Here is a 24,479-nt window from a genome sequence, read left to right as displayed (position 1 = left end):
ATGCGTGTGCTGGTCGTGGGCGCCGGGGCTACCGGCGGCTATTTTGGCGGCCGCCTGCTGCAGCACGGGCGCGATGTGACCTTCCTGGTGCGTGAGGGCCGCGCGCGGCAGCTGGCGCAGCACGGCCTGGTCATCCGCAGCGCGGCCGGCGACGTCGACCTGCCCGCACCGCCGACCGTGCTGGCAAGTGCACTGTGCGAGCCGTTCGACCTGATTCTGCTCAGCTGCAAGGCCTACGGCCTGGAGCAGGCGATGGCCGACATCGCTCCGGCCGTGGGCGAGCGCACCACCGTGCTGCCATTGCTCAACGGCATGCGCCATCTCGACCTGCTGGATCACCGCTTCGGTGCCGAGCGCGTCTTCGGCGGCCAATGCGCCATTTCCGCCACGCTCGACGCGCAAGGAGCCGTGCAGCATCTCAACCGGCTTCACAGCCTCACCTTCGGCGAGCGCGACGGCAGCGCGTCCGCGCGCATGCAGGCGATCACCGGAATGCTGGGCCAGGCCGGTTTCGACGCGCGACCCAGCGACGCGATCGTGCAGGAGATGTGGGACAAATGGTTTTTCCTGACCTCGCTGGCCGGCATCACCTGCCTGATGCGCGGGGCGATCGGCGAGATCGAGGCCGCACCCGGCGGTCGCGCGGCGGCGCTCGCGCTGCTGGAGGAATGCCGCGCGACGGCGGCAGCGGCCGGCCATGCTCCCCACGAGCGCGTGCTGGAACGGGCGCGCGGCATGCTGACGGAACCGGGGTCGCGCCTCGAAGCTTCCATGCTGCGCGACCTGCGCCAGGGCCATCCGATCGAGGCCGACCACGTGGTGGGTGACATGCTTGCGCGCGCGCGGCAGGCGCAGTTGCCGGCCACGATGCTGGAACTCGTCCATGCGCACCTCAAGGTCTACGAGGTCCGTCGGCTGGCCACTCCGTCGGCATGAGTCGATCCGGCGTGCGCGCTTGCTGCAGATCATGGCCGGCCGGCACGTCGCGCATTACCATGCGCGGATGACAGAGCCACGCGCCCCCGTCGCATTTCGCACCGCCCGCGCGGCGGACGTCCCTGCCATCGTCGCGCTGGTCGAATCGGCTTATCGCGGCGAATCGGGCTTGCGCGGCTGGACCACCGAATCCCACCTGCTCGACGGCCAGCGCACCGACGCGGCCGATGTCGAGGCGTTGATCGCGCGGCCGGACAGCTGCGTGCTGCTGGCGCTCCGCGACGGTGCGCTGGTGGCGAGCTGCCACGTCGAGCGACAAGCTGCGGCCGGCTATTTCGGCATGTTCGCGGTTGACCCGGCGGAGCAGGGCCACGGCCTGGGCAAGCAGGTGCTGGCCCAGGCCGAACGCATCGCGCGCGAACAGTGGCATTGCAGCGCGATGCGCATGACGGTGATCGTGCAGCGCGAGGAGCTGATCGCCTGGTATGGCCGGCGCGGCTACCGGCGCACCGGCGAACGGCAGCCGTTCCCGTACGGCAACGAGCGTTTCGGCATTCCGCGTCGCGCCGACCTGTGTTTCGAGGTGCTGGTCAAGGAGTTCACCGAGGTGCTTGCATGAACGGATGGATCAGGGTCGGCACGCGCAGCGATTTCCTGCCCGGCGAATACAAGGTGGTGTGGGACGGCGACACCTCGATCGCCGTGTACAACATCGACGGCGCGCTGTATGCGGTCGAGGACACCTGCACCCACGATGGCGGCGAACTGGCTGGCGGCGAAGTGTTCGGATTCGAGGTGGAATGCCCGCGCCACGGCGCGCGCTTCGACCTGCGCACCGGTGCGGTGACCAGGCCGCCGGCGTATGTCCCGATCGCCAGCTTTCCGGTGCGCGAGGAAGACGGCGCGATCTGGACGCGCGACGACCGCTGACTTCGCGCGTCAGCCGCCTTGTTGGCAGCGCGCGGCCTGTGCGGCTGTGGCCGGGGCGCCGCGCACCCGGCCGGCATTGGACACCACCACGCTGAGCGCCTGGCTGTCCCGCCCCGGCTCGCAGAACAGCAAGGTCAGGTTGCTGCCGCCGGCACTGCCGTCAGGCTGGAAGCGCACCTCGTGGCGGCCATTGCTGCTGGTGATGCGCAGACCCAGGTCGTAGGCTGCCCCGGTGCGGGCGGGTTGGCCATCGGGCTGGTGATCGCCGTCGAGGTCCTGTCCGAGCAGCCAGCCATGTTCCCAGCGGTTGTCTTCGCTGCATCGGCTGCCATCCGCACTGGGGCAGAACAGCGTGCGTTTGCCGGTGATCGCCGCGGTGCTGCGCGTGTGTCGCAAGGCGGCGATGAAGTCGCTTTGCGCCGCCTGCAGTCGATTGCGGCTCAACACATGGTGCAGCGGCGGCAACGCGATGCCGGTCAGAATGCCGGCGATGGCCAGTACCATGACTTGTTCGATCAGGCTGAAACCGCGGTTCGCTTTCCATGGCGTCGTCGTCATCTCGCATCCTGCGCTGTGCCGGAACCGGCATGCTAGGACGATGGCCCGTGCCAGCCAGCAGCCCGATGCCGCCCGCGGCGTCGGACTCTGCTGACGCGGCATGTCAGCAGGCCGGATTTAAAATGTGCCGTCCCGCCCACATCTGCAGCTGATGACCGACCGCTTCCAACTCGCCGCCCCCTACCAGCCCGCCGGCGACCAGCCGCAGGCGATCCAGCGCCTGGCCGAGGGTTTCGAGGCCGGCCTGGCCGCGCAGACCCTGCTCGGCGTGACCGGCTCGGGCAAGACCTACACCATCGCGAACGTCATCGAGCGCATCCAGCGCCCGACCATCGTGATGGCGCCGAACAAGACGCTGGCCGCGCAGCTGTACGGCGAGTTCCGCGAGTTTTTCCCGCAGAATGCGGTGGAGTACTTCGTCAGCTACTACGACTACTACCAGCCGGAAGCCTATGTGGTGGCGTCGGACACCTTCATCGAGAAGGATGCCTCGATCAACGAGCACATCGAGCAGATGCGGCTGTCGGCGACCAAGGCGCTGCTGTCGCGCCGCGACTCGATCATCGTGGCCACCGTGTCGGCGATCTACGGCCTGGGCAATCCGGAGGACTACCTGTCACTGCGCCTGATCCTGGCCACCGGCGAGCGCATCGACCAGCGCAAGCTGATCCACCAGCTGACCGAGCTGCAGTACACCCGCAACGAAACGGAGCTGCGCCGCGGCACCTATCGCGTGCGCGGCGAGATCGTCGACGTGTTTCCGGCCGAGTCGGAGACCGAGGCGCTGCGCATCGAGCTGTTCGATGGCGAAGTGGAGAAGATGGCGCTGTTCGATCCGCTCACCGGCGAGACGATCCGCAGGGTGCAGCGCTATACCGTCTACCCGCGCACGCACTACGCCAGCACGCGCGAGAGCGTGCTCAACGCGATCGAGACGATCAAGGTCGAACTGAAGGACCGGCTGGAATATCTGTACAGGGAGAACAAGCTGGTCGAGGCGCAGCGACTGGAGCAGCGCACCCGCTTCGACCTGGAGATGATGGCCGAGGTCGGCTACTGCCAGGGCATCGAGAACTACTCGCGCCACCTGACCCGCCGCGCGCCGGGCGAGCCGCCGCCGACCCTGTTCGACTACCTGCCGGCCGACGGCCTGCTGGTGGTGGACGAGTCGCACGTCACCGTGCCGCAGCTGGGCGCGATGTACAAGGGCGATCGCTCACGCAAGGAGACCCTGGTGGAGTTCGGTTTCCGCCTGCCCTCGGCGATGGACAACCGGCCGCTGCGTTTCGAGGAATGGGAGGAGCGCGTGCCGCGGGCGATCTACGTCTCCGCCACGCCGCGCGATTACGAACTGCACAAATCCGGCGATGCGGTGACCGAGCTGGTGGTGCGCCCGACCGGCCTGGTCGACCCGGAAGTCGAGGTGCGCCCGGTACGCACCCAGGTCGACGACCTGCTCAGCGAGGTGCACAAGCGCGTGGCGATGGGCGACCGCGTACTGGTCACCACGCTGACCAAGCGCATGGCCGAGAACCTCACCGAATACCTGTCCGAGCACGACGTGAAGGTGCGTTACCTGCACTCGGACATCGAGACGGTCGAGCGCAGCGAGATCATCCGCGACCTGCGCCTGGGCGAGTTCGATGTGCTGGTCGGCATCAACCTGCTGCGCGAGGGCCTGGACATGCCCGAGGTATCACTGGTGGCGATCCTCGACGCGGACAAGGAGGGCTTCCTGCGTTCCACCGGCTCGCTGATCCAGACCATCGGCCGCGCTGCCCGCAACGTGCGCGGCAAGGCGATCCTGTACGCCGACAACGTCACCCGCTCGATGCAGGCGGCGATGGACGAGACCGCCCGCCGCCGCGAGAAGCAGATCGTCTTCAACGAGGTGCACGGCATCACCCCGAAAACCGTGGTGCGGCGCATCGCCGACATCATGGAGGGCGCGCGCAGCGAGGTCGGCAACCGGCGTGGCGGCAAGACGCGCACCCGCGACCGCGCGGTGGCCGAGCAGGGCGCCGATTACGCCGGTCTCGGCGCGGCGCAGGCGGCTGCCCTGCTGAAGAAGCTGGAGGCGCAGATGTACAAGCACGCCCAGAACCTGGAGTTCGAGGACGCCGCCCGGCTGCGCGACCAGATCCACCAGTTGCGCGAGCAGGCCCTGCGCTGAGCCGGGCGGCGGGATATTGTCGGGCGCCGCCGGCTCCCGTATACTGCGCGGCTCGCACGGCCTGGCCGTGGCGACGGGCGGTTAGCTCAGCGGTAGAGCACTACCTTGACATGGTAGGGGTCACAAGTTCGATCCTTGTACCGCCCACCAATTCCATGATCCACCGATCGAGTGGAACCGAGAGGGGAATCCGGCCAGGGTTCCCCTTTTTCGTGGGGCGACGGCGCGCTCGTCGCTGGCTGCGCGGCCATCTGATTCGTTCGCCGAACACGTTCGCGTCCGCTGCGCGTGCCCTCGCCAGCCGCGCGATTCGATGCCCTCTCGCCGCTCCCTCGCGGATCGGCGGAATTCCGTCGATTCAGCTTGCAGCAATCTCTTCACGGATGTAGATTGCCCGGACGGTCGATCGTACTCCGGCTGCCAGCGATCTTCGGGTCCGGGCGCGCCGTGAGGCGACGAGGAGATCGGGCACGCAGCTACGCCAAGTCCAACGCCGAGGTGGGGTGGTCATCGGTTTCGACGTGCGACGGCGGGATGTGGTGCTTCAGTAAAGTCGGATGGTGTGCCGAGACGTTGCATGCGTCGCGGCGCATGTCATGCCGCCACTGCCGAACCGCCGGGGGGAACGAAGGGGACGTATGGACTTGCGTGCACAGTCGCCATCGGAATCGTGCCTTGCTCCCGTACGTCGACGCGGTTCGCGCGGGCGCGTTGCCGTGTCGCCCGATCTTTCTGCCGATCGCCAATGCCGCGCGCACGATGTCTCGGTCACGACCGTGCAAGGTCGCCGCCGCGTCTGCGCACCTGCCTTCAATGACTTTTCGTTCCGTTGCCGCCGGGCTGGTCCCGGCCGCGCCGGGGCGGATGAATGCTGCATCTTGAAAACCCAAGCATGCCCACCGGGAGAGTCGCATGGCCAAGCAAAGTAGTCAGAAATTCATCGCGCGCAATCGTGCGCCCCGCGTGCAGATCGAGTACGACGTCGAGGTCTACGGCGCACAGAAGAAGGTGCAGGTACCCTTCGTGATGGGCGTGATGTCGGACCTGTCCGGTGCCAATGCGGGCGAGCTGCCGCCTATCGAGGATCGCAAGGCGCTGGAGATCGACGTCGACAATTTCGACAGCCGCCTGAATTCGATGAAGCCGCGGGTGACCTTCGCGGTGCCGAACACGCTCACCGGCGAAGGCAGCCTGGCGGTGGACATCACCTTCGAGAGCATGGACGACTTCTCGCCGGCGGCGGTCGCCCGCAAGGTGGGCGCCGTGGCGAAACTGCTCGAGGCGCGCACGCAGCTTGCCAACCTGGATACCTACATGGACGGCAAGGCAGGCGCTGAAAACCTGATTGCCCAGGCACTCAAGGACCCGGCGCTGCTGCAGTCGCTGGTTTCGGCGCCCAAGCCCGCCGACGACACCAACAAAGACGGGGAGTAAGCACGCATGGCCACCGAAAAGCTAGCCGAACAGGAAGGCGCCGTACAGACTCTCGACGCCGGCGACTTCGCTGCGTTGCTGAGCAAGGAGTTCAAACCCAAGAGCGACCGCGCCAAGGAAGAGGTCGAATCGGCCGTGCGCACCCTGGCCGAGCAGGTGCTGAACAAGGCCGACATCGTTTCCGACGACGTCGCCCAGACCATCAACGCCTACATCGCCGAGATCGACCGCAAGCTCAGCGAGCAGATCAACCTGATCATGCACCACCCCGATTTCCAGAAGCTGGAAAGCGCGTGGCGCGGCCTGCATCACCTGGTCAACAACACGGAGACGGATCAGCTGCTGAAGATCCGCGTGATGAACATCTCCAAGAAGGAGCTGGGCAAGACCCTGAAACGCTACAAGGGCACGGCCTGGGACCAGAGCCCGATCTTCAAGAAGCTGTATGAGGAAGAGTACGGCCAACTGGGCGGCGAGCCCTATGGCTGCCTGGTCGGCGACTACTACTTCGACCACAGCCCGCCCGACGTCGAGCTGCTCTCGGGCATCGCGCAGGTTGCTGCGGCGGCACACGCGCCGTTCATCTCGGCCGCGGCTTCCACCCTGATGGGCATGGACAGCTGGAACGAGCTTGCCAACCCGCGCGACCTGGCCAAGGTGTTCTCCACGCCGGACTACGCCGCGTGGCGCTCGCTGCGCGAGTCGGACGATGCCAAGTACATCGGCCTGACCATGCCGCGCACGCTGGCCCGCCTGCCGTATGGCGCCAACACCGATCCGGTGGAGGAGTTCAACTTCGAGGAGGACACTGCCGGCGCGGACTCGTCCAAGTACACCTGGCAGAACGCGGCTTACGCGATGGCGGTGAATATCAACCGCTCGTTCAAGGAATATGGCTGGTGCTCGCGCATCCGCGGCATCGAGTCCGGCGGCGCGGTGGAAGGCCTGCCCGCACACACCTTCCCGACCGACGACGGCGGCGTGGACATGAAGTGCCCGACCGAGATCGCGATCACCGATCGCCGCTCGGCCGAGCTGGACAAGATGGGCATGATGCCGCTGGTGCATCGCAAGAACTCGGACATGGCCGCGTTCATCAGTGCCCAGTCGCTGAGCAAGCCGGAGGAGTACGACGATCCGGACGCCACCGCCAACGCGGCGCTGGGCGCGCGCTTGCCGTACATGTTCGCCTGCTGCCGCTTCGCGCATTACCTGAAGTGCATCGTGCGCGACAAGATCGGCTCCTTCAAGGATCGTACGGCGATGGAGCGCTGGCTGGCGTCCTGGATCAACCAGTACGTCGACGGCGACCCGGCCAACTCCAGCGAAGAGACCAAGGCCCGCAAACCCTTGTCGGCCGCGGAGGTGGTGGTGGAAGAGGTGGAAGGAGCACCTGGGTATTACACGTCGAAGTTTTTCCTCAAGCCGCATTATCAGTTGGAGGGCCTGACCGTTTCCCTGAGGCTGGTGTCCCGTCTTCCTTCGGCGGCCAAGAGCTGACCCGGAAGTTTCTCGCAGGTTCGTTCCACGGTTTCAACTGGCAGTACCAGTCAATCGCCGAGCAGCTTCCTCCGAGCGAGAACTGTCCGGTTCACCTGATTTCAACAGACAAGGAGAATTCTCATGGCACTAGACATGCACCTGAAGCTGGAGGGCGGCGACGTCACCTTCACCGGCGAATCCAAGCACACCAAGCACAAGGACCAGATCCAGCTGCTGGCCTGGTCCTGGGGGATGTCGCAGAGCGGTTCCTTCGGCCATGGCACCGGCGGCGGCGCGGGCAAGGCCAACGTGCAGGACATCAGCTTCACCAAGTACCTCGACAAGAGCACCACGTCCTTCATCAAGGCGCTGGTCACCGGCGCGCACATCGGCACCGCGACCTTGTTCGTGTCCAAGGCCGGCGGCAAGCAGGAGGACTACTTCACCATCAAGCTGACCAGCGCGATGGTGACCAGCTATTCCACCGGCGGCTCGGGCGGTGAGGACATGCTGACGGAGAACATCTCGATCAGCTTCGCCAAGTTCGACGTCGAGTACTTCGCCCAGAACGACAAGGGCGTGGTGGCTTCGGCCGGCACGGTCGGGTACAGCGTCGAGGAAGTCGCGGCGAGCTGAGCTGGCGCCTGACCAGGCTTCGCCGGCACCTGCTGTCCGGCGGTCCAGGTGCAGGGGACGAATGCAACGGCTTGTCGCACCCCGGACTTCCGGGTGCGACCAGCGGCGTTTGTCCGCCTGCACCCGGGATCGTCCGGTCGGGGTGACGGCGACCTTCCCGCGCCCGCGGCCCCGCTGCCGACGGGGCGCCGGCATCGAGAGACGACATGACACCCGAAAGCAAGCTCAAAGAAGGCCGGCCGGACGAAGCGTTGCAACTGCTCACGGCGGAAGTACGCAACAACCCGGCAGATGCCAAGCGCCGGGTTTTTTTATTCCAGTTGCTGGCGCTGCTCGGACAATGGGAGCGGGCACAGAACCAGCTCAGCGTCTGCGGCGAACTCGACCCGCTCAACGCCATGATGGTCGGTGCCTATTCGGAGGCGCTGAAAGGCGAACTGGTGCGCGCCGACGTCTTCGCCGGCAAACGCATGCCGGTGATCATCGGCGAGCCGGAACCCTGGCTGGCGTGGCTGCTGCAATCGCTCAAGCTCGGCGCCGAAGGCAGGCACGAGCAGGCCGCGACGCTGCGCGAGCAGGCACTGGAACAGGCTCCCGCGGTGGCGGGCAACATCGACGGCGCCGCGTTCGAGTGGATCGCCGATGCCGACCCCCGCATCGGGCCGTGCCTGGAGATCATCGTCAACGGCGGCTACTCCTGGGTACCGTTCTCGCGCCTGCGCGAGCTGAAATTCGAGGCCCCGAGTGATCTGCGCGACAAGATCTGGGTGCCCACCCAGGTGACATGGAGCAATGGCGGCCAGGCCATCGGCTTCATTCCGGGGCGTTACGCCGGCAGCGAACGGTCCGAGGACCAGGACATCGTGCTCGGGCGCAAGACCGACTGGGTGGAGCAGGGCAGCGACCAGATCGGTCTGGGACAGCGCATGCTGGCCACCGACGTGGCCGACTATCCGCTGCTCGACGCGCGACTGATCACCTTCGACGTCGCCTGAGCCGGAGTGCCGACTTTCCATGGCTGAGCTCACCACCCAGGAACGACTTCAGCCTTCGCTGCTCGATCGCCTGACCGACGACGAGCCGGGCAAGCTGGAGGAAAGCCGCGAGAAGCGCGTGATCTCGGTGTCCCGACTGCGCGAATGCGTCACCCGCGATATCTCCTGGCTGCTGAATTGCGTGAGCCTGGAGGCGAATGTCGAGCTCGAGGAATATCCCGAGGTTTCCCGCTCGGTGCTCAACTTCGGCATCCCCGACCTTACCGGTGCGGCCCTGTCGGGAATCAACGCCGAAGCGCTGCAGCGCCGTGTACGCGATGCCATCGTGGCCTACGAGCCACGGCTGACCGCCAACACCCTGCGCGTCAACGTCAACGCGTTGACCAAGCGCATGGATCGCCAGGCGCTGATTTTCAACATCGAATCGGAAATGTGGGCGCAACCGATTCCGTTGAACCTGTACCTGAAGACCGAAGTCGACCTGGAGACCGGCAACTTCAAGGTGTCGGAGGGCTTCGGCTGATCGCCCATGGACCCGAGACTGCTGCGCTACTACAACCGGGAACTGCAACACGTACGCGAAATGGGCGGCGAGTTTGCCCGCGAGTATCCGAAGATCGCCGGCCGCCTCGGCCTGGAAGGCTTCGAGTGCGCCGACCCCTACGTGGAACGCCTGCTGGAAGGCTTTGCCTTCATGGCCGCGCGCGTGCAGCTCAAACTCGACGCGCAGTATCCGGTGTTCACCCAGCACCTGCTGGAGATGATCTATCCGCATTACCTGGCGCCGGTGCCCTCGATGGCCGTGGTGCAGATGCACCCGGACCTCAAGGAAAGCGGCCTGCTGGCCGGCCACAAGGTGGCCCGGCACACGGCATTGCGCAGCATGATCGGCAAGGACGACCGCACCGCCTGCGAATACCGCACCGCCCACGAGGTCACCCTGTGGCCGCTGGAGCTGGCCGAGGCGAAGTATTTCGAGACCCCCGCCGCGATCGCCGCCGCCGGGGTGGTGCTGCCGGCCGGCAAGATCGTACGCGCCGGCCTGCGCCTGAAGTTCCGCGTCACCGCCGGTGCCCAGGCCAACATGCTGGCGCTGGACCGGCTGCCGATATTCCTTGCCGGCGCCGATGAACTGCCCAAACGCCTGTACGAGCAATTGCTCGGCAATGCGGTCGGCTACCAGGTCCGCGCGCAGGGCGCGTCGGGGGCGATCAACGAGAACCACGACGCCAGCCACATCGAGCGTCGCGGCTACGACGACGACGAGGCGCTGATCCCTTACTCCGGGCGCTCGTTCAGCGGCTACCGGCTGCTGCAGGAGTATTTCGCCTGCCCCGAGCGCTTCCTGTTCGCCGAGTTCACCGGCCTGCGGTCGCTGCTGGCGCGGGCCAAGGGCAACGAGTTCGAGATCGTGGTGTTGTTCGACCGCAGCGTGGCCAGCTTGCACAACGCCGTCGACGTCAGCAACTTCCGGCTGTTCTGCACGCCGGCGATCAACCTGTTCCCGCGGCGTGCCGATCGCATCCACCTGACGCAGGGCACCAGCGAATACCACATCCTCGCCGATCGCACCCGGCCGATGGATTTCGAAATCCACAGCATCGGCAACGTCGAGGGGTTCGGCGACCGGCAGGAGCCGGAGCAGCGCTTCCTGCCGTTCTACGGCTGCGACGAGCGCACCTGGCACGCGCGGCACTCGGCCTACTACACGATCCGCCGCGAGCCGCGGCTGTTGTCCTCCCGGCAGAAGCGCCAGGGTGCGCGCTCCAGCTACATCGGCAACGAGATGTTCATCTCGCTGGTCGACTCCAGCGAGGCGCCGTACTCCACCGAGCTGCGCCAGATCGGCATGCAGCTGATGTGCACCAACCGCGACCTGCCGCTGCAGATGCCGGTCGGCAAGTCCCACACCGACTTCACCCTGGAGACGGGCGCGCCGGTGGAATCGATCCGCTGCGTCGCCGGTCCGACCAAGCCGCGTGCCTCGGTCGCCACCGGCGAGACCGCGTGGCGCCTGCTCAGCCACCTGCAGCTCAACTACGTGTCGCTGCTGGAAAACAACGCGGGCGAAGGCGCCGCGGCACTGCGCGAGATGCTGACCCTGTACTGCGACGAGTTCGACTCCAGCGCACTGCGCCAGATCGAGGGGCTCAAGGCGGTGAGTTCGCAATCCATCGTGCGACGCATCCCGTTGCCCGGGCCGATCACCTTCGGCCGCGGCCTGGAGATCACCCTGACCTGCGACGACGGCGCCTTCGAGGGCACCGGAGCGTTCCTGCTGGGCGCGGTGATGCAGCAGTTCTTTACCCGTTACGTATCGATCAACTCCTTCACTGAAACCGTTCTGCGCACGCTGGAACGCAACGAGGTCGCCCGATGGCCCGCCCGGCTGGGAACACGGCAGACGCTGTAGCGCTGGAGAACGCGCTGCGCGACCATCCCGAGTCCTTCGAGTTCTTCGAAGCGCTCCGGCGGTTGGAGTGCGCATTCCCGGAGCGTCCGCGGCTGGGCCAGTCGACCAAGGTCAGCGATGACTTCGTGCGCCTGGGCCAGACCCCTTCGCTGGCCTTTGCGCCACGCACCGTGGACAGCTACCAGCCCGGTGGCGGCGGCCGGCCGGCGCGCATGCGAGGCCTGTTCTTCGGCCTGTTCGGCCCGAACGGGCCGTTGCCGCTGCACCTGACCGAATACGCGATGGACCGCGAGATCAACGCGCGGGATTCCACCTTCCGCGCGTTCGCCGACATCTTCCACCATCGCATGATGAGCCTGTTCTACCGCAGCTGGGCCGACGCCCAGCCCACGGTGCAGCTGGATCGCCCCGAGGAGGATCGTTTCCAGCTGTACATGGGCGCGCTGGTCGGCCTGGCCACGCCGGATCTGGGCGATCGCGACGCCTTGCCGGACCAGTTCAAGCGGTTCTTCGCCGCACGCCTGCTGCAGCAGGCGCGCAATGCCGAAGGCCTGCAGGGCATGCTGGAGCGCTTCTTCCGCGTGCCGGTGGGCGTCGTCGAGTTCATCGCCGAATGGATGCGCCTGCCGTCCGCCTCGCAGCTGCGCTTGGGCGCCTCGCGCGAGGTTGCAGCACTGGGCCTGACCACGGTCACCGGCGAATACGTGCGCGGCAGCCAGCAGCGTTTCCGCCTGCGCCTGGGGCCGCTCACCCGCGCCCAGTTCAACAACTTCCTGCCCGGCGGCGAAGCGCTGCGGCAACTGGTGGCCGCGGTGAAAACCTACGTCGGCGAGGAAAAAGCCTGGGATGTGCAGTTGGTACTGAAGAAGGCCGATGTCCCGGTGACGCGCCTGGGGCGCGAAGGACGGATGGGCCTGACGACGTGGATGGGCTCGCCCCGGCACGACGACGACGTCGACGAGGTCGTGCTGCAACCGGTGGGATAGCCGCTGGCGGCCGGGTCGACGTGGCAACAGACATGATGGGATTGGCAATCAACTCAGAGGATCAATGACATGGCCGAGATCAGTCGCGGCGCGCTGTTCGGAAAACTCAACAAGCTCGCTTTCCGGTGCATCGAAAGCGCGACGGTGTTCTGCAAGCTGCGCGGCAATCCGTACGTGGAACTGGTGCACTGGATCCACCAGATCCTGCAATTGCAGGATTCGGACCTGCACCGCATCGTCAAGCAGTTCAACCTCAACCCGTCGAACCTGGCGCGCGACATCACCGATGCGCTGGACCGGCTGCCGCGTGGCTCCTCGTCCATCTCCGATCTGTCCAGCAACGTCGAGGAAGCGGTCGAGCGCGGCTGGGTGTTCGCCACGCTGATGTTCGGCGAGGCGCAGGTGCGCACCGGTTACCTGATCGTCGGCTGCCTGCGCACGCGCAATCTGCGCAGCGCGCTGGTCAACATCTCGGCCGAGTTCGACAAGATCAAGCCCGAAGCATTGGTGGAGAAGTTCGCCGAGGTGGTCGGCGGCTCGCCCGAGGACGGGCAGCATGCGAACGACGGTTTCCGCATGGGCGGTGGCAGCGCGCCGGGCGAGGCAAGCGGCGCGATGTCGCCGGCACAGATGGGCAAGCAGGAAGCGCTGGCGCAGTTCACCATCGACCTCACCGCGCAGGCGCGCGACGGCAAGATGGACCCGATCGTCGGTCGCGACGACGAGATCCGCCAGCTGGTCGACATCCTCATGCGCCGTCGCCAGAACAACCCGATGCTGGTCGGCGAAGCCGGCGTGGGCAAGACCGCGGTGATCGAGGGCTTTGCCATGCGCATCGCCATCGGCGACGTGCCGCCGCCGCTGAAGGACGTGCAACTGCGCGTGCTCGACGTGGGTCTGCTGCAGGCCGGCGCCAGCATGAAGGGCGAGTTCGAGAACCGCCTGAAGCAGGTGATCGAGGAGGTGCAGTCGTCCACCAAGCCGATCATCCTGTTCATCGACGAGGCGCACACCCTGGTCGGCGCCGGCGGCGCGGCCGGCACCGGCGACGCGGCGAACCTGCTCAAGCCCGCACTGGCGCGCGGCAACCTGCGCACGATCGGCGCCACCACCTGGGCGGAGTACAAGAAGCACATCGAGAAAGACCCCGCGCTGACCCGCCGCTTCCAGACCGTGCAGATCGACGAGCCCAGCGAGGAGAAGGCGATCCTGATGATGCGCGGCGTCGCCAGCGTGATGGAGAAGCACCACAAGGTGCAGATCCTCGACGAGGCGCTGGAGGCGGCAGTGAAGTTGTCGCACCGCTACATTCCCGCGCGCCAGTTGCCGGACAAGTCGGTCAGCCTGCTCGATACCGCCTGCGCCCGCGTGGCGATCAGCCAGCACGCCGTGCCGGCCGAGGTGGACGACACCCGCAAGCGCATCCAGGCGCTGGAGACCGAGCTGGGCATCATCGCGCGCGAAAAGAACGTCGGCGTGAACGTCACTGCCCGCGAAGACGCCGCCAACGAGAAGCTGGCCACGCAGAAGGCACGACTGGAAACGCTGGAGGCGAACTGGATCAAGGAGAAGGATCTGGTCGAGAAGATCCTCGACATCCGCTCGAAGTTGCGCGGTTCTTCGGCGCCGGTAGAAGGCACCGGCAGTGCGCTGGAAGAGTCGGCCAACCAGGTTGCCGAAGCAAAGGAGGCATCGGCGGGAGAGGCTGCCCTTGCGGGGGATGATCGCGCTGCTGCATTGAAGGAACTGCAGGAGTTGCAGGGCCAGCTGGCCGAGCTACAGGGCGAGCATCCGCTGATCCTGGCCTCGGTCGACCAGCAGGCGGTGGGTTCGGTGGTCTCGGACTGGACCGGCATCCCGGTCGGTCGCATGGTCAAGAGCGAAGTCGAGACCGTGATGAACCTGGCCAAGCTGATGGGCCAGCGCGTCATCGGCCAGGACCACGCGATGGAGATGATCGCCAAGCGCATCCAGACCTCGCGTGCCGGCCTGGTCGACCCGAACAAGCCGATCGGCGTGTTCATGCTCGCCGGCACCTCCGGCGTGGGCAAGACCGAAACCGCGCTCGCGCTGGCCGAGGCGCTGTACGGCGGCGAGCAGAACATCATCACCATCAACATGAGCGAGTTCCAGGAGGCGCACACCGTCTCCACGCTCAAGGGCGCGCCTCCGGGCTATGTCGGTTATGGCGAGGGTGGCGTGCTTACCGAAGCGGTGCGTCGAAAGCCGTATTCGGTAGTGTTGCTGGACGAGGTGGAAAAGGCCCATCCGGACGTCCATGAAATCTTCTTCCAGGTGTTCGACAAGGGCGTGATGGAAGACGGCGAGGGCCGCCAGATCGACTTCAAGAACACCCTGATCCTGCTCACCACCAACGCCGGCACCGACATGATCGCCGGCCTGTGCAAGGACCCGGAGCTGATGCCCGATCACGAGGGCATGGCCAAGGCACTGCGCGAGCCGCTGCTGAAGATCTTCCCGCCAGCGCTGCTGGGCCGCCTGGTGACGATCCCGTACTACCCGCTGAGCCCGGAGATGCTGGGCAAGATCGTCAAGCTGCAGATCAACCGCATCAAGAAGCGCGTCGAGGCCCGCTACAAGATCCCGTTCGAGTACAGCGAGGACGTGGTGAAGCTGGTGGTCGAGCGCTGCACCGAGACCGAGTCGGGCGGCCGCATGATCGATGCGATCTTGACCAACTCCATGTTGCCGGATATCTCGCGGGCGTTTCTCACCAGGATGATTGCGGGCGAGGAAGTGGCGAAAGTGCAGGTCGGTGTGACGGATGGGGAGTTCTCTTACGGGTTTGGGTAAAAGTGCCCGACTGGCCAGAACTCATCTCGCTCGCACTGATCGAATATCTGCATGGGACCGACCTGCGCCCCACCTCTCGACTTGCGGAAGGCAGCCAATGTTTAGAGGGATTCAGCCATCATGAATTACTACACGATTCTCAATTTCGAAGACAGCAGTCCGCAAGTGACGACTGGCAAGGTGAAAGGGGGGCGAGATCCTTCCAAGTTTGGTGCAGGTGCGGCTGCCGCGGGCACGGCGCAGGTCTATGCCAAGCGAGAGGTTACAAAAGGGCGAGCAAGGATGGTCTTCTATCCATGCCAGGAACTCATTGCAAGGGACGCGGCTGGCACCTTATCCAAGGATGACGTCAAGGACATCCGCAAGCATATCGAGAAGTCGCGGACGGTCGTTTTCGTGTTGCACGGCAAGCCGGATGACACCGATGAAGGGTTTTCCACAAGCGGGGGTTCTGTCTGTACGTTCAAGCAACTCGGGCGCCTGGCCAAGCTTCTCATGCCAATACGAGACGAGAAATACAGAATCAGCCTCGTGATGTGCTACGGCGCGCGTTGTAGGAACGTCCGTCTGAATCATGAAGGCATGATTCCCTCCGGCGAGTTGGCCAGCAGCTTTGCTTACAAGTTCTTCCGCGAATTGTGTGGCGCAAGAAACATTCGGATGGTGGCTTGGACCGGGGCGGTTTCCAACGATGGCGACCTCAAGCACACATGCGAAAACGAGGATCAAGTGCTGTACGTCGACAAGAAGCAGGAGGTGGCAGCGTTGCAGAACAGCCCGCAAAAGCAGCAGATTGAGATTGAAAAGGCGGCGCTGCTCCAGAGACTGAAAATGAGCAACGCGGACTTTGGAAACAACGTAATGATGAAGTTTGCAAACAATCCTAATGCCGCTCCCACCAACGAGGTGGAGCGTTTTGCGCTTCGTTATATTCCATATTCACCGGTACGCGCGCAATGGATGATGAATCTGTTTCCCGACAGAAATCAGACCTCCAATTATGGAAAGCTCATTTACGACTTCAGCGGGTCTCAACTGGTCATCACGAATCGGTATGGGGCTACGGGTGGCGTGGCGGTGAATACGGAGCTCTATCGTGGAGGGTTGATCTAGTTTGGTTCTGTGGTCAGTAACGGGATCAGGTTCGGCTTGTTGAATAAGCAATCGCGGGGCCGGGTTCGCGCTTTTTTTTTTGATGCCGGTGGCATCTCCGCCTGTTCGATGGGCACGGAGAAGCACGGGGCGCCACGAGTCATGAGACATTACTTGAGGGGACAGCGATCATGCCTTCCACACCTTTGAGCCGCGCCGAATTCATCGCCATGGGCGAGCTCGCCAAGGCGCGCCGCCAGCTCGTCGTCAACATGTTCGGGGGCACCAAGCTCAAGTTCGGCAGTGCCAGCATGCTGTCGTCGGGCAAGTCGCTGCTGTCGTCCGGCAAGAAGCTGAAGTCGGGCGTCGACAAGCTTGCCAAGGGCGGCAGCACGGCAAGCAAGGTCGCCAGCGTGCCGGGCATGAAGGAGGCGTTCGAGAACTTCATGGTGGAATGCGCCGACGTGGAGAACATCCACGACGTGATCGAGGCGATCGGCGGCGAGGTGCTGCACGAACTGGTGTCGGAGGTGACGCCCTACCTCGGCGTGGTCACCAGCACGGTGAAGCTGGCCAAGGCGGGCAAGGCGGTGGCGCAGGACGGCTACAACCTCTACAAGAGCGACGAATACAAGAATGGCTTCCGCATGGGTGATCCGAGTGCGGCGGCCGAAGCGATCCAGGCGATCATCAAGCGCGACCTGGCCCAGCACTCGGTGAAACTGGGCCAGCAGACGGTGGCGACGGGAGCGAAGATCGGCGGTCTGTTCGCCGACTTCGGCACGGCCACTACCGCGGCGATCGGCGTGGCCAACACGCTGGCCAGCCTGGGCCTCCAGCTGTTCTCGCTGGGCCTGGACATCAAGGACATGCGTGCCGGCAACAAGCGGTTGGCGGCGCCCAACACGCTGGATCTCACGGTGTTCGGCGAGTGCCCGATCCTCGGCTGCTACCTGCTCACCTGCGCCGACACCTCGGCGGTCGCCAACATGTTCGTCGCCGACATCGGCCTGCCGGGCTGGATGGACAAGGTCGAGCTGATGAAGAAGAAGCAGATGGACCCGCTGCTGAAGATCGCCAACAAGAACATCATGGGTTCCCGCCTGCAGCTGGAGGGGCTGAGCAGCAACAAGGGGACGCATGCGAAGAAGGGTTTCTTCGCAGGCATCAAGAGCAAGGCGATGAAGCAGATCGGGTTGAGCTGACTGCCGGCGCGGGCACGGCGGTTGCGAGGGGCGCGCGCGTTACCCGTTTGTACCTCGCCGGACGATAGCGCCGGCGTGTGTGGCGCCGCGTCCGTGGTGCATTGCTCATCGGTCGGGGCAGCCATTTCGCCCATGGGGAATGCTGCGTTCCCTGACGTTCCGTATTGCGATTGATTCTTGTTTACTGTCTAATGATGCGACCGGATCATTTGCCCGGCACCGCGCCGGTTCCGTCTTTCGCGCCCACGCAAGTTGCCGCGGGAAGGGCTGGCGCGCGGAACACGGATCGCCATGAATCAACCCACCTCCTCCGTCGGTAACGCACAGCTGCAGCGCGGTACCTTCTGCACGCGCCAGTTGTACCCGTGGCACTGGATCATTTCGGCGCTGGATCTGTTCGGCCTGTTGCGCTTTCGGCGCCATGCCGCGCCACGCCGGCCGGTCGCCGTGAAGGACATGGCGGCCTCAGAGTCGCCCGCCACGCGCGATGCGGGCGACATCCGCAGCATCGAGGCTCGGCCCGCGGACGCGATGTTGCGCGTGGTGTACGCCAGCCAGACCGGTTTCGCCGAACAACTGGCGCGGCAGACCGCGCAGAGCCTGCAACTGGCCGGTCTGCCCACTCGCATGATCGGCATCGGCGATCTGGCGCTGGACGACCTGCGCCAGGCCGGCCGCGTGCTGTTCGTGGTCAGCACCACCGGCGATGGCGAGCCACCGGACATGGCACAGAGGTTCAGCCGAAAGCTGATGCAACAGCCGGCGTCACTGGCCGGCCTGCATTACGGCCTGCTGGCCCTGGGCGACAGCGACTACGAGGACTTCTGCGGCTTCGGCCGCCAGCTCCAGCGCTGGCTGCAGGCCAGCGGCGCGCAGGCGCTGTTCGATCCGGTGGAGGTGGACAGCGAGGACGACGCCAGCCTGCGCCACTGGCAGCATCACCTGGCCATGCTCGGCGGCGCGCCTGATCTGCCGGACTGGCAGGCGCCGAAATACCAGCGCTGGCAACTGGTCGAGCGCCGCCTGCTCAATCCGGGCAGCGTGGGTGAACCCTGCTTCCATCTGGCGATGAAGCCGCTGGAAGGTCGTGCCGATTGGCAGGCCGGCGACCTGGCCGAGATCGGTCCTTGCCATGCCGCCGAAGCGGTGGCGGCATGGCTGGCGGCGCGGGGGCTGGATGGCCGCGTCGTGGTGCCGTTCGGGCACCAGGAGCGGCTGCCATTGGCGACCTTGCTGGCGCGCTGTCGCCTGCCCGAGCCGGGCGAGGTCGACGGCCTGGACGAGGAAGGCGTCGCCGCGATATTGCAACAGCTGCCGCATCGCGCGTACTCGATCGCCTCGCTGCCGCGGGACGGCACGCTGCAGTTGATCGTGCGCCGGATGCGTGCGCGTGGCGGCTATCCCGGGTTGGGCTCGGGCTGGCTTACCGAGCACGCGCCGATCGGCGCGGAGATCGCGCTGCGCGTGCGCAGCAACGTCAACTTCCATGCGCCTCGCGATGCGCGCCCGTTGGTGCTGATCGGCAATGGCACGGGCCTGGCCGCCTTGCGCGCCCTGCTCAAGCAGCGCATCGCCGTCGGCCGGACGCGCAACTGGCTGCTGTTCGGCGAGCGTCATCGTGCGCACGACTTCCTCCACCGGGAAGACATCGAGCGCTGGATCGGCGAAGGCGCCATCGAGCGCGCCGATTTTGCCTGGTCGCGCGACCAGGGCGAGCGCATCCATGTGCAGCAGCGTCTGCGCGAAGCCGGCGACGAGCTGCGGCGCTGGGTCGACGAGGGGGCGGCGATCTACGTCTGCGGCAGCCTCGACGGGCTGGCCCCCGGCGTCGATGCGGCGTTGTGCGACGTGCTGGGGGCGGGACAGGTCGCGCAGTTGCGTGAGCAGGGGCGTTATCGCCGCGACGTCTACTGACGTCCGCTCAGGCGTAGGCGCGGTGGCGTTCGCGATGCGGCGGGTAGTAGGCGAACACGTGGCTGTTGCTGCCGTAGAAGTCGATGTTCTCGATGTGTTCGCCGCCGAGCCGCTCGGCCAGCCGGTCGGAGGCCTCGTTGCCGATGCGCACCAGGCTGATCACGCGCGGCGCGCGCAACTGGGTCCAGGCGAAATCCAGCGTCGCATTGCCCGCCTCGGTGGCATAGCCCTGGTGGCGATGCGTCGGCTTGAGCATCCAGCCAAGCTCCAGGTCCGGCCAGCCGTCCGGATACATCAGGCCGGCGCGGCCGACGAACTCGCCGGTCTCCTTCAGCTCCAGCGCCCACATGCCGAAACCCCGCAACTGCCAGTGGCCCAACAGCATCGCCAGCGAGCGCCAGGCGTTGGTGCGGTCCAACGGTTGGCCGTCGCCCACCCAGCGGGTGCTGTCCGGATCGGCCAGCATCGCGGCGTAGTCGTTGAAGTGTCGTTCGCTCAACGCGGTCAGGCGCAACCGCGGCGTCTCAAGGGTAGGAATCTCAACCATCACCATCAACCATCACGACCCGGATCGAGCGGGAGCCAGCAGTTCGGCCAGGGCGCGGGTACTGCTGACGAGGCTCTCTTGCCAGGACAACCCCGTTATTGTCTCACCCGTGGCCGCATCGACAAAGTCCTCGGCCTGGCCGGGAGGCAGCAGGTGGCGGTAATCCACGGTGATTTCGCTGCCGGCGGGCAGGTCCGCCAGGGCGAACACGAAACCCAGGTGCCACAGTCCGTTCGGCGTGAAGCTGTGGTTGATGAAGCACTCGTCGGGCCATTCCGGCGACAGCGTGTAGCGGTCCTCGAACCAGCGTGCGCTGGCGTGCCACAAGCTGCGCAGCGCGTCGGAGGCCTCGATGTCGGCCTGCCGGTAGGTCTGTTCGATGCCGTCAGGTGCTGTAAGGATGCGGCCCGCGGCCACCGCCTCGTCGAGGAACAGACCCTTGCCGGCACCGGCGATGGCGGAGGCGGCAATGTGGTAACGCGGGAGGATCATGTCGGCGCGGCGGCGGATGCGGCGCGCGAGTGTAGCGCAAGCGGTGCAGGGCGCGCACCGCTTGCGCCCGTCGCCGCCGGGATTACTCGCTGGCGGCCGCCTTGCCGCGTCGCGGCTTGGGTACGGCGGCGGTGTCGCTGCCGGCGGCGCCGTCGTCGGCGAACAGGATCGCGCTGCGGTTGCGCTCGATCGTGGCCTTGCCGATGCCCTTGACATGTTTCAGGTCGTCGGCCTTCTTGAACGGGCCGTGCGCCTCGCGCCAGGCCACGATGGCCTCGGCGCGGGTCGCGCCGATCCCGTCGAGCGATTTGGCGATGACCTTGGCATCGGCCTTGTTGATGTTGACCGGCGTGGCGGCGAACAGCAGCCCCGGGGCGGCGAGGCCCAGCGCGAGGGTGATGGCGGCGAGCTTGTGGAACATGGTCTTTCCTCCGTGAAATGGCGGGTTGGCGGGTGGATCGCGGCGGTCGACGCCGCGCCCTCACCATGCGCGCCACCGCATGGCCGCGCAGCCGGACCCCGGGTTGCCCCGACGTGCGGCTTGCGCCCCCGCTCGTGTGGGCGACGGCCGCCCGCGACGTCGGTGCCGCTGCGGGTGCGCTGCTACAATGAGCGATTGTTCGCCACGTTGGAGTTGCCCATGGATACCAGCCGCCTGTCCCGTTTCGTCAGCGATTTGTGGGATGCGGAGATCGTGCCGCAACTGGTCGAATACATCCGCATTCCCAACAAGTCGCCGATGTTCGACAAGGACTGGGTGGCGCACGGCTACATGGATGCGGCCGTGAAGCTGATGGAAACCTGGGCGCGCTCCAAGCTCAGCCAGTTGCCGGGTGCCTCGCTGGAAGTGGTGCGGCTGGAAGGGCGCACGCCGCTCATCTACATCGAAGTTCCCGGCCAGGGCGACGACACCGTCATGCTGTACGGCCACCTGGACAAGCAGCCGGAGATGACCGGCTGGGCTGATGGTCTCGGTCCGTGGACGCCGGTGCTCAAGGGCGACAAGCTGTACGGCCGTGGCGGCGCCGACGACGGCTATGCGATTTTCGGCTCGCTGGCCGCGCTGCTGGCGCTGCACGAGCAGGGCATTCCGCATGCGCGCTGCGTGGTGATGATCGAGGCCTGCGAGGAATCGGGCAGCTACGACCTGCCGTTTTACGTCGATCACCTCGCCGAGCGCATCGGCAGCCCGTCGCTGGTGGTGTGCCTGGATTCGGGCTGCGGCAACTACGACCAGCTGTGGCTGACCACGTCCCTGCGCGGCATGACCGGCGGCAACCTCACCGTGCAGGTGCTGGAAGAGGGCGTGCATTCGGGCGATGCGTCCGGCGTGGTGCCGTCGAGCTTCCGCATCCTGCGCGAGCTGCTGTCGCGGCTGGAGGACCCGGCCACCGGCACGATCAAGCCGAAGGAGCTGTACGTCGACATTCCGCAGCAGCGCATCGACCAGGCCAAACTGTCGGCCGAGGTGCTGGGCGAGGACATCTACAGCAAGTTCCCGTGGGCCGAGGGCATGCAGCCGGTCACCAAGAACCTTGCCGAGCTGGTGCTCAACCGCACCTGGCGCCCGCAGCTGGCGGTGACCGGCATCGGCGGCATTCCGCCGCTGGAAAGCGCCGGCAACGTGCTGCGCCCGTTCACCGCGGTGAAGCTGAGCCTGCGCGTGCCGCCCACGCTCAACGGCGCCAAGGCCGGCGAGTTCGTCAAGCAGTTGCTGGAGAAGGACCCGCCGTACGGCGCCAAGGTCACGTTCACCCTGGAAAAGGACGGCTCGGGCTGGAACGCGCCCGCACTGTCGCCGTGGCTGGAGCAGGCGGTCAGCGATGCCTCGCAGCACTACTTCGGCGCGCCGGCCACCTACATGGGCGAAGGCGGCAGCATCCCGTTCATGGGCATGCTGGGCGAGAAATTCCCCAAGGCGCAGTTCCTGATCACCGGCGTGCTCGGTCCGCATTCCAACGCGCACGGCCCGAACGAGTTCCTGCACATCCCCACCGGCAAGAAGGTCAGCATGGTGGTGGCCGAGGTGGTGGCGAAGCACTTCGCGCAAGGCTGAGGGCGAGGAGTGAGTAGTGAGTAGTGAGGAGTGAGAGATAGCCGCATCGCACGCGTCCGCTCATCTCTCACTCCTCATTTCTCACTCCTTTTTCTCCCGCGGAGTCTGCAAGATGACCACCCATTCCCACCTCGCCGCCAACTGGTCCGATATCCGGCGCCGGGTGGACGAGGCCTGCCGGGCCGCCGGCCGCGACCCGGCCGAGGTATCCATCCTGCCGGTCAGCAAGACCTTCGGTCCGGAGCTGATCCGCGAGGGCGTGGCGCTGGGCATGCGCCGCTTCGGCGAGAACAAGGTGCAGGAGATCCGCGACAAGGCACCGCTGCTGGTCGACTGCGGCATCGCTTGGGTGATGATCGGCCACCTGCAGACCAACAAGGCAAAAGACGTGGCGCGGCTGGCCAGCGAAGTGCAGTCGCTGGATCGCCTGGAACTGGCCGAGGCGCTGGATCGCCGCCTGCAGCACGAGGGTCGGGCGATCGACGTGCTGGTGCAGGTGAAGACCTCCACCGAGCCCAGCAAATACGGACTGACGCCTGAACAGCTGCCCGGCTTCCTCGACACCCTGCGCGGCTACGCCACCTTGCGCGTAGGCGGGCTGATGACCCTGGCGATCCACTCCACCGATCCGGTCGAGGTGCGCGGCTGCTTTCGTCGGTTGCGCGAGCTGCGCGACCAGGCGGTTTTGCAAGGGCATGATTTGCCAAAACTTTCCATGGGCATGAGCGGTGATTTTCCGCTCGCCATCGCCGAGGGAGCGACCGAGGTGCGGATCGGCACCGCGATCTTCGGCCGGCGACCCTATCCGGACTCGCACTACTGGCCCGAGTCGTCAGATGGCAAGTAAACCATTTTATTATCAGTAACTTGTGTCAAATGTGCGGTGCGTCCCGAAATACCGAAACGGCAGGGTTCACTTAACCTCAATCCAACATACGAGGGGCCCTGGCTTGGTATTTTCACGGCTCAGTCACGTCGTTGCCGCTTTGCGGTGATGGCCAACTCCGTGAATATCCGGGATTTTCCTGCATGCCAACCCAGCGATTGATCGTGCTTGCTGCGCTTGTGCCTGCGCTGCTGTTTTCCGGAACCCTTCGCGCCGCTAATCTCGACACTGCCTTCAGCGCATCGGCTTCCGTTAGCGTGGCCGCGCCGCTGCTGCAGCCGCTCCCCAGCTTCAGCCCGGCCGTTCGCCTGAGCCAGTCGGTACTGCCCGACAACGCCAGCGACCTGCTGCCCCAGGCGGCGGACACGCAGGCGGCTGCGGCCGAGCCGGCGATCACGACTGCCCGGACTCCGGAAGCCCGCGTCGCCACGCAGAACATCACCGACCTGCGCAAGGCATTGCTGGCCGCGGCGATGGGTCTGCGCGACATCCGCTACGTGCGCGGCGGCCGCAATCCGGCCACCGGTTTCGATTGCAGCGGCTTCGTGCGCTACGTGTTCTCGCACGCGATCGGCCTGCAGTTGCCGAGCACCTCCGCCAGCCAGTTCCTGGCCGGGGTCAAGATCAATCGCGCCGACATCAAGCCGGGCGACCTGGTGTTCTTCCGCACCCATGGCCGTCACCGCATCTCGCATGTGGGCATCTACATTTCCGGCGGACGTTTCATCCATTCGCCGAGCGCCGGCAAGTCGGTGGAAATCTCCAGCCTGGACGACGGTTACTGGGCCAAGCGTTTCGCCGGTGCCAAGCGGCCGGAGGCGATGGCGCTGGCTGCCAACAACAAGGGTTGAGTACCTGCACAGGTGCGTTCTGCAGCCGCCGCAAGGCGGCTTTTTTATGGCCGGCGCCATGGGCCGATCGGACCCCCGC

At 65.8% G+C, this 24,479-nt stretch carries 22 protein-coding genes and 1 tRNA gene; 19 read left to right on the top strand and 4 right to left on the bottom strand.

Features of this window, described 5'->3' with window-relative positions; translation table 11 throughout:
- The 3 genes from panE (at position 1) to ACVCL9_RS08680 (ending at position 1,866) form a co-directional block, all read left to right on the top strand.
- Positions 1-936: a 2-dehydropantoate 2-reductase gene (gene panE / locus ACVCL9_RS08690; protein WP_447098406.1), complete on the top strand. Its 936-nt coding sequence runs from the start codon at positions 1-3 to the stop codon at positions 934-936.
- A gap of 67 nt (positions 937-1,003) precedes the next feature.
- Positions 1,004-1,555 carry a GNAT family N-acetyltransferase gene (locus tag ACVCL9_RS08685; protein ID WP_395119691.1) on the top strand — a complete coding sequence of 184 codons (552 nt, stop codon included), beginning with the start codon at positions 1,004-1,006 and terminating at the stop codon, positions 1,553-1,555.
- Positions 1,552-1,866, top strand: coding sequence for a non-heme iron oxygenase ferredoxin subunit (locus ACVCL9_RS08680; protein ID WP_395119690.1), 315 nt, complete (start codon positions 1,552-1,554; stop codon positions 1,864-1,866). The genes ACVCL9_RS08685 and ACVCL9_RS08680 overlap by 4 nt, the downstream gene beginning before the upstream one ends.
- A 9-nt stretch (positions 1,867-1,875) precedes the next feature.
- Here ACVCL9_RS08680 and ACVCL9_RS08675 read toward each other — a convergent pair whose 3' ends face one another.
- Positions 1,876-2,424, bottom strand: coding sequence for a GspH/FimT family pseudopilin (locus ACVCL9_RS08675; RefSeq protein WP_447098407.1), 549 nt, complete (start codon positions 2,422-2,424; stop codon positions 1,876-1,878).
- Between the two features lie 151 nt (positions 2,425-2,575).
- On the opposite strand from ACVCL9_RS08675, the gene uvrB reads away from it, so the two are divergent.
- From uvrB to ACVCL9_RS08610, 13 genes are all read left to right on the top strand, one after another.
- On the top strand, positions 2,576-4,597 hold the full coding sequence (uvrB, locus tag ACVCL9_RS08670) for an excinuclease ABC subunit UvrB (protein ID WP_447098408.1): 2,022 nt from the start codon (positions 2,576-2,578) through the stop codon (positions 4,595-4,597).
- Positions 4,598-4,672: 75 nt separating this feature from the next.
- Positions 4,673-4,747: transfer RNA gene (locus ACVCL9_RS08665), tRNA-Val, on the top strand.
- Between the two features lie 762 nt (positions 4,748-5,509).
- Positions 5,510-6,031: a type VI secretion system contractile sheath small subunit gene (gene tssB / locus ACVCL9_RS08660; RefSeq protein WP_324899045.1), complete on the top strand. Its 522-nt coding sequence runs from the start codon at positions 5,510-5,512 to the stop codon at positions 6,029-6,031.
- A 6-nt stretch (positions 6,032-6,037) separates the two neighbouring features.
- Complete coding sequence (gene tssC, locus ACVCL9_RS08655) at positions 6,038-7,531, top strand: type VI secretion system contractile sheath large subunit (protein WP_324899048.1); 1,494 nt, start codon at positions 6,038-6,040, stop codon at positions 7,529-7,531.
- Between the two features lie 123 nt (positions 7,532-7,654).
- Positions 7,655-8,149 (top strand): Hcp family type VI secretion system effector, encoded by a 495-nt coding sequence (locus tag ACVCL9_RS08650; protein ID WP_324899050.1) that lies wholly within the window; start codon positions 7,655-7,657, stop codon positions 8,147-8,149.
- 206 nt (positions 8,150-8,355) lie between these two features.
- The gene (locus tag ACVCL9_RS08645) at positions 8,356-9,144 is read left to right on the top strand and encodes a type VI secretion system accessory protein TagJ (RefSeq protein WP_324899053.1); all 789 of its coding nucleotides are present in this window, start codon (positions 8,356-8,358) and stop codon (positions 9,142-9,144) included.
- Positions 9,145-9,163: 19 nt separating this feature from the next.
- Positions 9,164-9,667, top strand: a complete 504-nt coding sequence (gene tssE / locus ACVCL9_RS08640; protein WP_324899055.1) for a type VI secretion system baseplate subunit TssE — start codon at positions 9,164-9,166, stop codon at positions 9,665-9,667.
- A gap of 6 nt (positions 9,668-9,673) precedes the next feature.
- The gene (gene tssF, locus ACVCL9_RS08635) at positions 9,674-11,557 is read left to right on the top strand and encodes a type VI secretion system baseplate subunit TssF (RefSeq protein WP_324899057.1); all 1,884 of its coding nucleotides are present in this window, start codon (positions 9,674-9,676) and stop codon (positions 11,555-11,557) included.
- A complete protein-coding gene (tssG, locus tag ACVCL9_RS08630; RefSeq protein ID WP_324899059.1) occupies positions 11,521-12,543 on the top strand; it encodes a type VI secretion system baseplate subunit TssG in 1,023 nt (340 codons plus the stop codon). The genes tssF and tssG overlap by 37 nt, the downstream gene beginning before the upstream one ends.
- A gap of 69 nt (positions 12,544-12,612) precedes the next feature.
- A complete protein-coding gene (tssH, locus tag ACVCL9_RS08625; protein ID WP_447098409.1) occupies positions 12,613-15,357 on the top strand; it encodes a type VI secretion system ATPase TssH in 2,745 nt (914 codons plus the stop codon).
- Between the two features lie 120 nt (positions 15,358-15,477).
- Positions 15,478-16,470 carry a hypothetical protein gene (locus ACVCL9_RS08620; protein ID WP_395119622.1) on the top strand — a complete coding sequence of 331 codons (993 nt, stop codon included), beginning with the start codon at positions 15,478-15,480 and terminating at the stop codon, positions 16,468-16,470.
- Between the two features lie 170 nt (positions 16,471-16,640).
- The gene (locus ACVCL9_RS08615; protein WP_395119621.1) at positions 16,641-17,654 is read left to right on the top strand and encodes a hypothetical protein; all 1,014 of its coding nucleotides are present in this window, start codon (positions 16,641-16,643) and stop codon (positions 17,652-17,654) included.
- A 291-nt stretch (positions 17,655-17,945) separates the two neighbouring features.
- A complete protein-coding gene (locus ACVCL9_RS08610; protein ID WP_447098410.1) occupies positions 17,946-19,568 on the top strand; it encodes a sulfite reductase subunit alpha in 1,623 nt (540 codons plus the stop codon).
- A 7-nt stretch (positions 19,569-19,575) separates the two neighbouring features.
- On the opposite strand, the gene ACVCL9_RS08605 is transcribed toward ACVCL9_RS08610, so the two are convergent.
- From ACVCL9_RS08605 to ACVCL9_RS08595, 3 genes are all read right to left on the bottom strand, one after another.
- The gene (locus tag ACVCL9_RS08605; RefSeq protein ID WP_447098411.1) at positions 19,576-20,115 is read right to left on the bottom strand and encodes a GNAT family N-acetyltransferase; all 540 of its coding nucleotides are present in this window, start codon (positions 20,113-20,115) and stop codon (positions 19,576-19,578) included.
- Positions 20,116-20,127: 12 nt separating this feature from the next.
- The gene (locus ACVCL9_RS08600) at positions 20,128-20,607 is read right to left on the bottom strand and encodes an SET domain-containing protein-lysine N-methyltransferase (RefSeq protein ID WP_447098412.1); all 480 of its coding nucleotides are present in this window, start codon (positions 20,605-20,607) and stop codon (positions 20,128-20,130) included.
- 82 nt (positions 20,608-20,689) lie between these two features.
- Positions 20,690-21,028: a ComEA family DNA-binding protein gene (locus tag ACVCL9_RS08595; RefSeq protein WP_447098413.1), complete on the bottom strand. Its 339-nt coding sequence runs from the start codon at positions 21,026-21,028 to the stop codon at positions 20,690-20,692.
- Between the two features lie 219 nt (positions 21,029-21,247).
- Here ACVCL9_RS08595 and ACVCL9_RS08590 point away from each other — a divergent pair, with 219 nt between their 5' ends.
- The 3 genes from ACVCL9_RS08590 (at position 21,248) to ACVCL9_RS08580 (ending at position 24,400) form a co-directional block, all read left to right on the top strand.
- On the top strand, positions 21,248-22,663 hold the full coding sequence (locus tag ACVCL9_RS08590) for a M20 family metallopeptidase (protein WP_447098414.1): 1,416 nt from the start codon (positions 21,248-21,250) through the stop codon (positions 22,661-22,663).
- Between the two features lie 112 nt (positions 22,664-22,775).
- Positions 22,776-23,510: a YggS family pyridoxal phosphate-dependent enzyme gene (locus tag ACVCL9_RS08585; protein WP_447098415.1), complete on the top strand. Its 735-nt coding sequence runs from the start codon at positions 22,776-22,778 to the stop codon at positions 23,508-23,510.
- A gap of 182 nt (positions 23,511-23,692) precedes the next feature.
- On the top strand, positions 23,693-24,400 hold the full coding sequence (locus tag ACVCL9_RS08580) for a C40 family peptidase (RefSeq protein ID WP_395119614.1): 708 nt from the start codon (positions 23,693-23,695) through the stop codon (positions 24,398-24,400).
- The last annotated feature ends 79 nt before the right edge of the window (positions 24,401-24,479 follow it).

It is taken from the genome of Rhodanobacter sp. UC4438_H5, assembly GCF_052978405.1.
This window is presented reverse-complemented; position numbering and strand designations above follow the sequence as displayed.

Bases quoted from the DNA above. Each gene is read 5' to 3' on its own strand.
- ACVCL9_RS08605 (WP_447098411.1), bottom strand. From the start codon at position 20,115: ATGGTTGAGATTCCTACCCTTGAGACGCCGCGGTTGCGCCTGACCGCG.
- tssE (WP_324899055.1), top strand. From the start codon at position 9,164: ATGGCTGAGCTCACCACCCAGGAACGACTTCAGCCTTCGCTGCTCGAT.
- ACVCL9_RS08650 (WP_324899050.1), top strand. From the start codon at position 7,655: ATGGCACTAGACATGCACCTGAAGCTGGAGGGCGGCGACGTCACCTTC.
- uvrB (WP_447098408.1), top strand. From the start codon at position 2,576: ATGACCGACCGCTTCCAACTCGCCGCCCCCTACCAGCCCGCCGGCGAC.
- ACVCL9_RS08675 (WP_447098407.1), bottom strand. From the start codon at position 2,424: ATGACGACGACGCCATGGAAAGCGAACCGCGGTTTCAGCCTGATCGAA.
- ACVCL9_RS08610 (WP_447098410.1), top strand. From the start codon at position 17,946: ATGAATCAACCCACCTCCTCCGTCGGTAACGCACAGCTGCAGCGCGGT.
- tssH (WP_447098409.1), top strand. From the start codon at position 12,613: ATGGCCGAGATCAGTCGCGGCGCGCTGTTCGGAAAACTCAACAAGCTC.
- ACVCL9_RS08620 (WP_395119622.1), top strand. From the start codon at position 15,478: ATGAATTACTACACGATTCTCAATTTCGAAGACAGCAGTCCGCAAGTG.
- ACVCL9_RS08585 (WP_447098415.1), top strand. From the start codon at position 22,776: ATGACCACCCATTCCCACCTCGCCGCCAACTGGTCCGATATCCGGCGC.
- ACVCL9_RS08580 (WP_395119614.1), top strand. From the start codon at position 23,693: ATGCCAACCCAGCGATTGATCGTGCTTGCTGCGCTTGTGCCTGCGCTG.
- tssG (WP_324899059.1), top strand. From the start codon at position 11,521: ATGGCCCGCCCGGCTGGGAACACGGCAGACGCTGTAGCGCTGGAGAAC.
- ACVCL9_RS08595 (WP_447098413.1), bottom strand. From the start codon at position 21,028: ATGTTCCACAAGCTCGCCGCCATCACCCTCGCGCTGGGCCTCGCCGCC.
- tssF (WP_324899057.1), top strand. From the start codon at position 9,674: ATGGACCCGAGACTGCTGCGCTACTACAACCGGGAACTGCAACACGTA.
- ACVCL9_RS08680 (WP_395119690.1), top strand. From the start codon at position 1,552: ATGAACGGATGGATCAGGGTCGGCACGCGCAGCGATTTCCTGCCCGGC.
- ACVCL9_RS08590 (WP_447098414.1), top strand. From the start codon at position 21,248: ATGGATACCAGCCGCCTGTCCCGTTTCGTCAGCGATTTGTGGGATGCG.
- tssB (WP_324899045.1), top strand. From the start codon at position 5,510: ATGGCCAAGCAAAGTAGTCAGAAATTCATCGCGCGCAATCGTGCGCCC.
- ACVCL9_RS08615 (WP_395119621.1), top strand. From the start codon at position 16,641: ATGCCTTCCACACCTTTGAGCCGCGCCGAATTCATCGCCATGGGCGAG.
- panE (WP_447098406.1), top strand. From the start codon at position 1: ATGCGTGTGCTGGTCGTGGGCGCCGGGGCTACCGGCGGCTATTTTGGC.
- ACVCL9_RS08685 (WP_395119691.1), top strand. From the start codon at position 1,004: ATGACAGAGCCACGCGCCCCCGTCGCATTTCGCACCGCCCGCGCGGCG.
- tssC (WP_324899048.1), top strand. From the start codon at position 6,038: ATGGCCACCGAAAAGCTAGCCGAACAGGAAGGCGCCGTACAGACTCTC.
- ACVCL9_RS08645 (WP_324899053.1), top strand. From the start codon at position 8,356: ATGACACCCGAAAGCAAGCTCAAAGAAGGCCGGCCGGACGAAGCGTTG.
- ACVCL9_RS08600 (WP_447098412.1), bottom strand. From the start codon at position 20,607: ATGATCCTCCCGCGTTACCACATTGCCGCCTCCGCCATCGCCGGTGCC.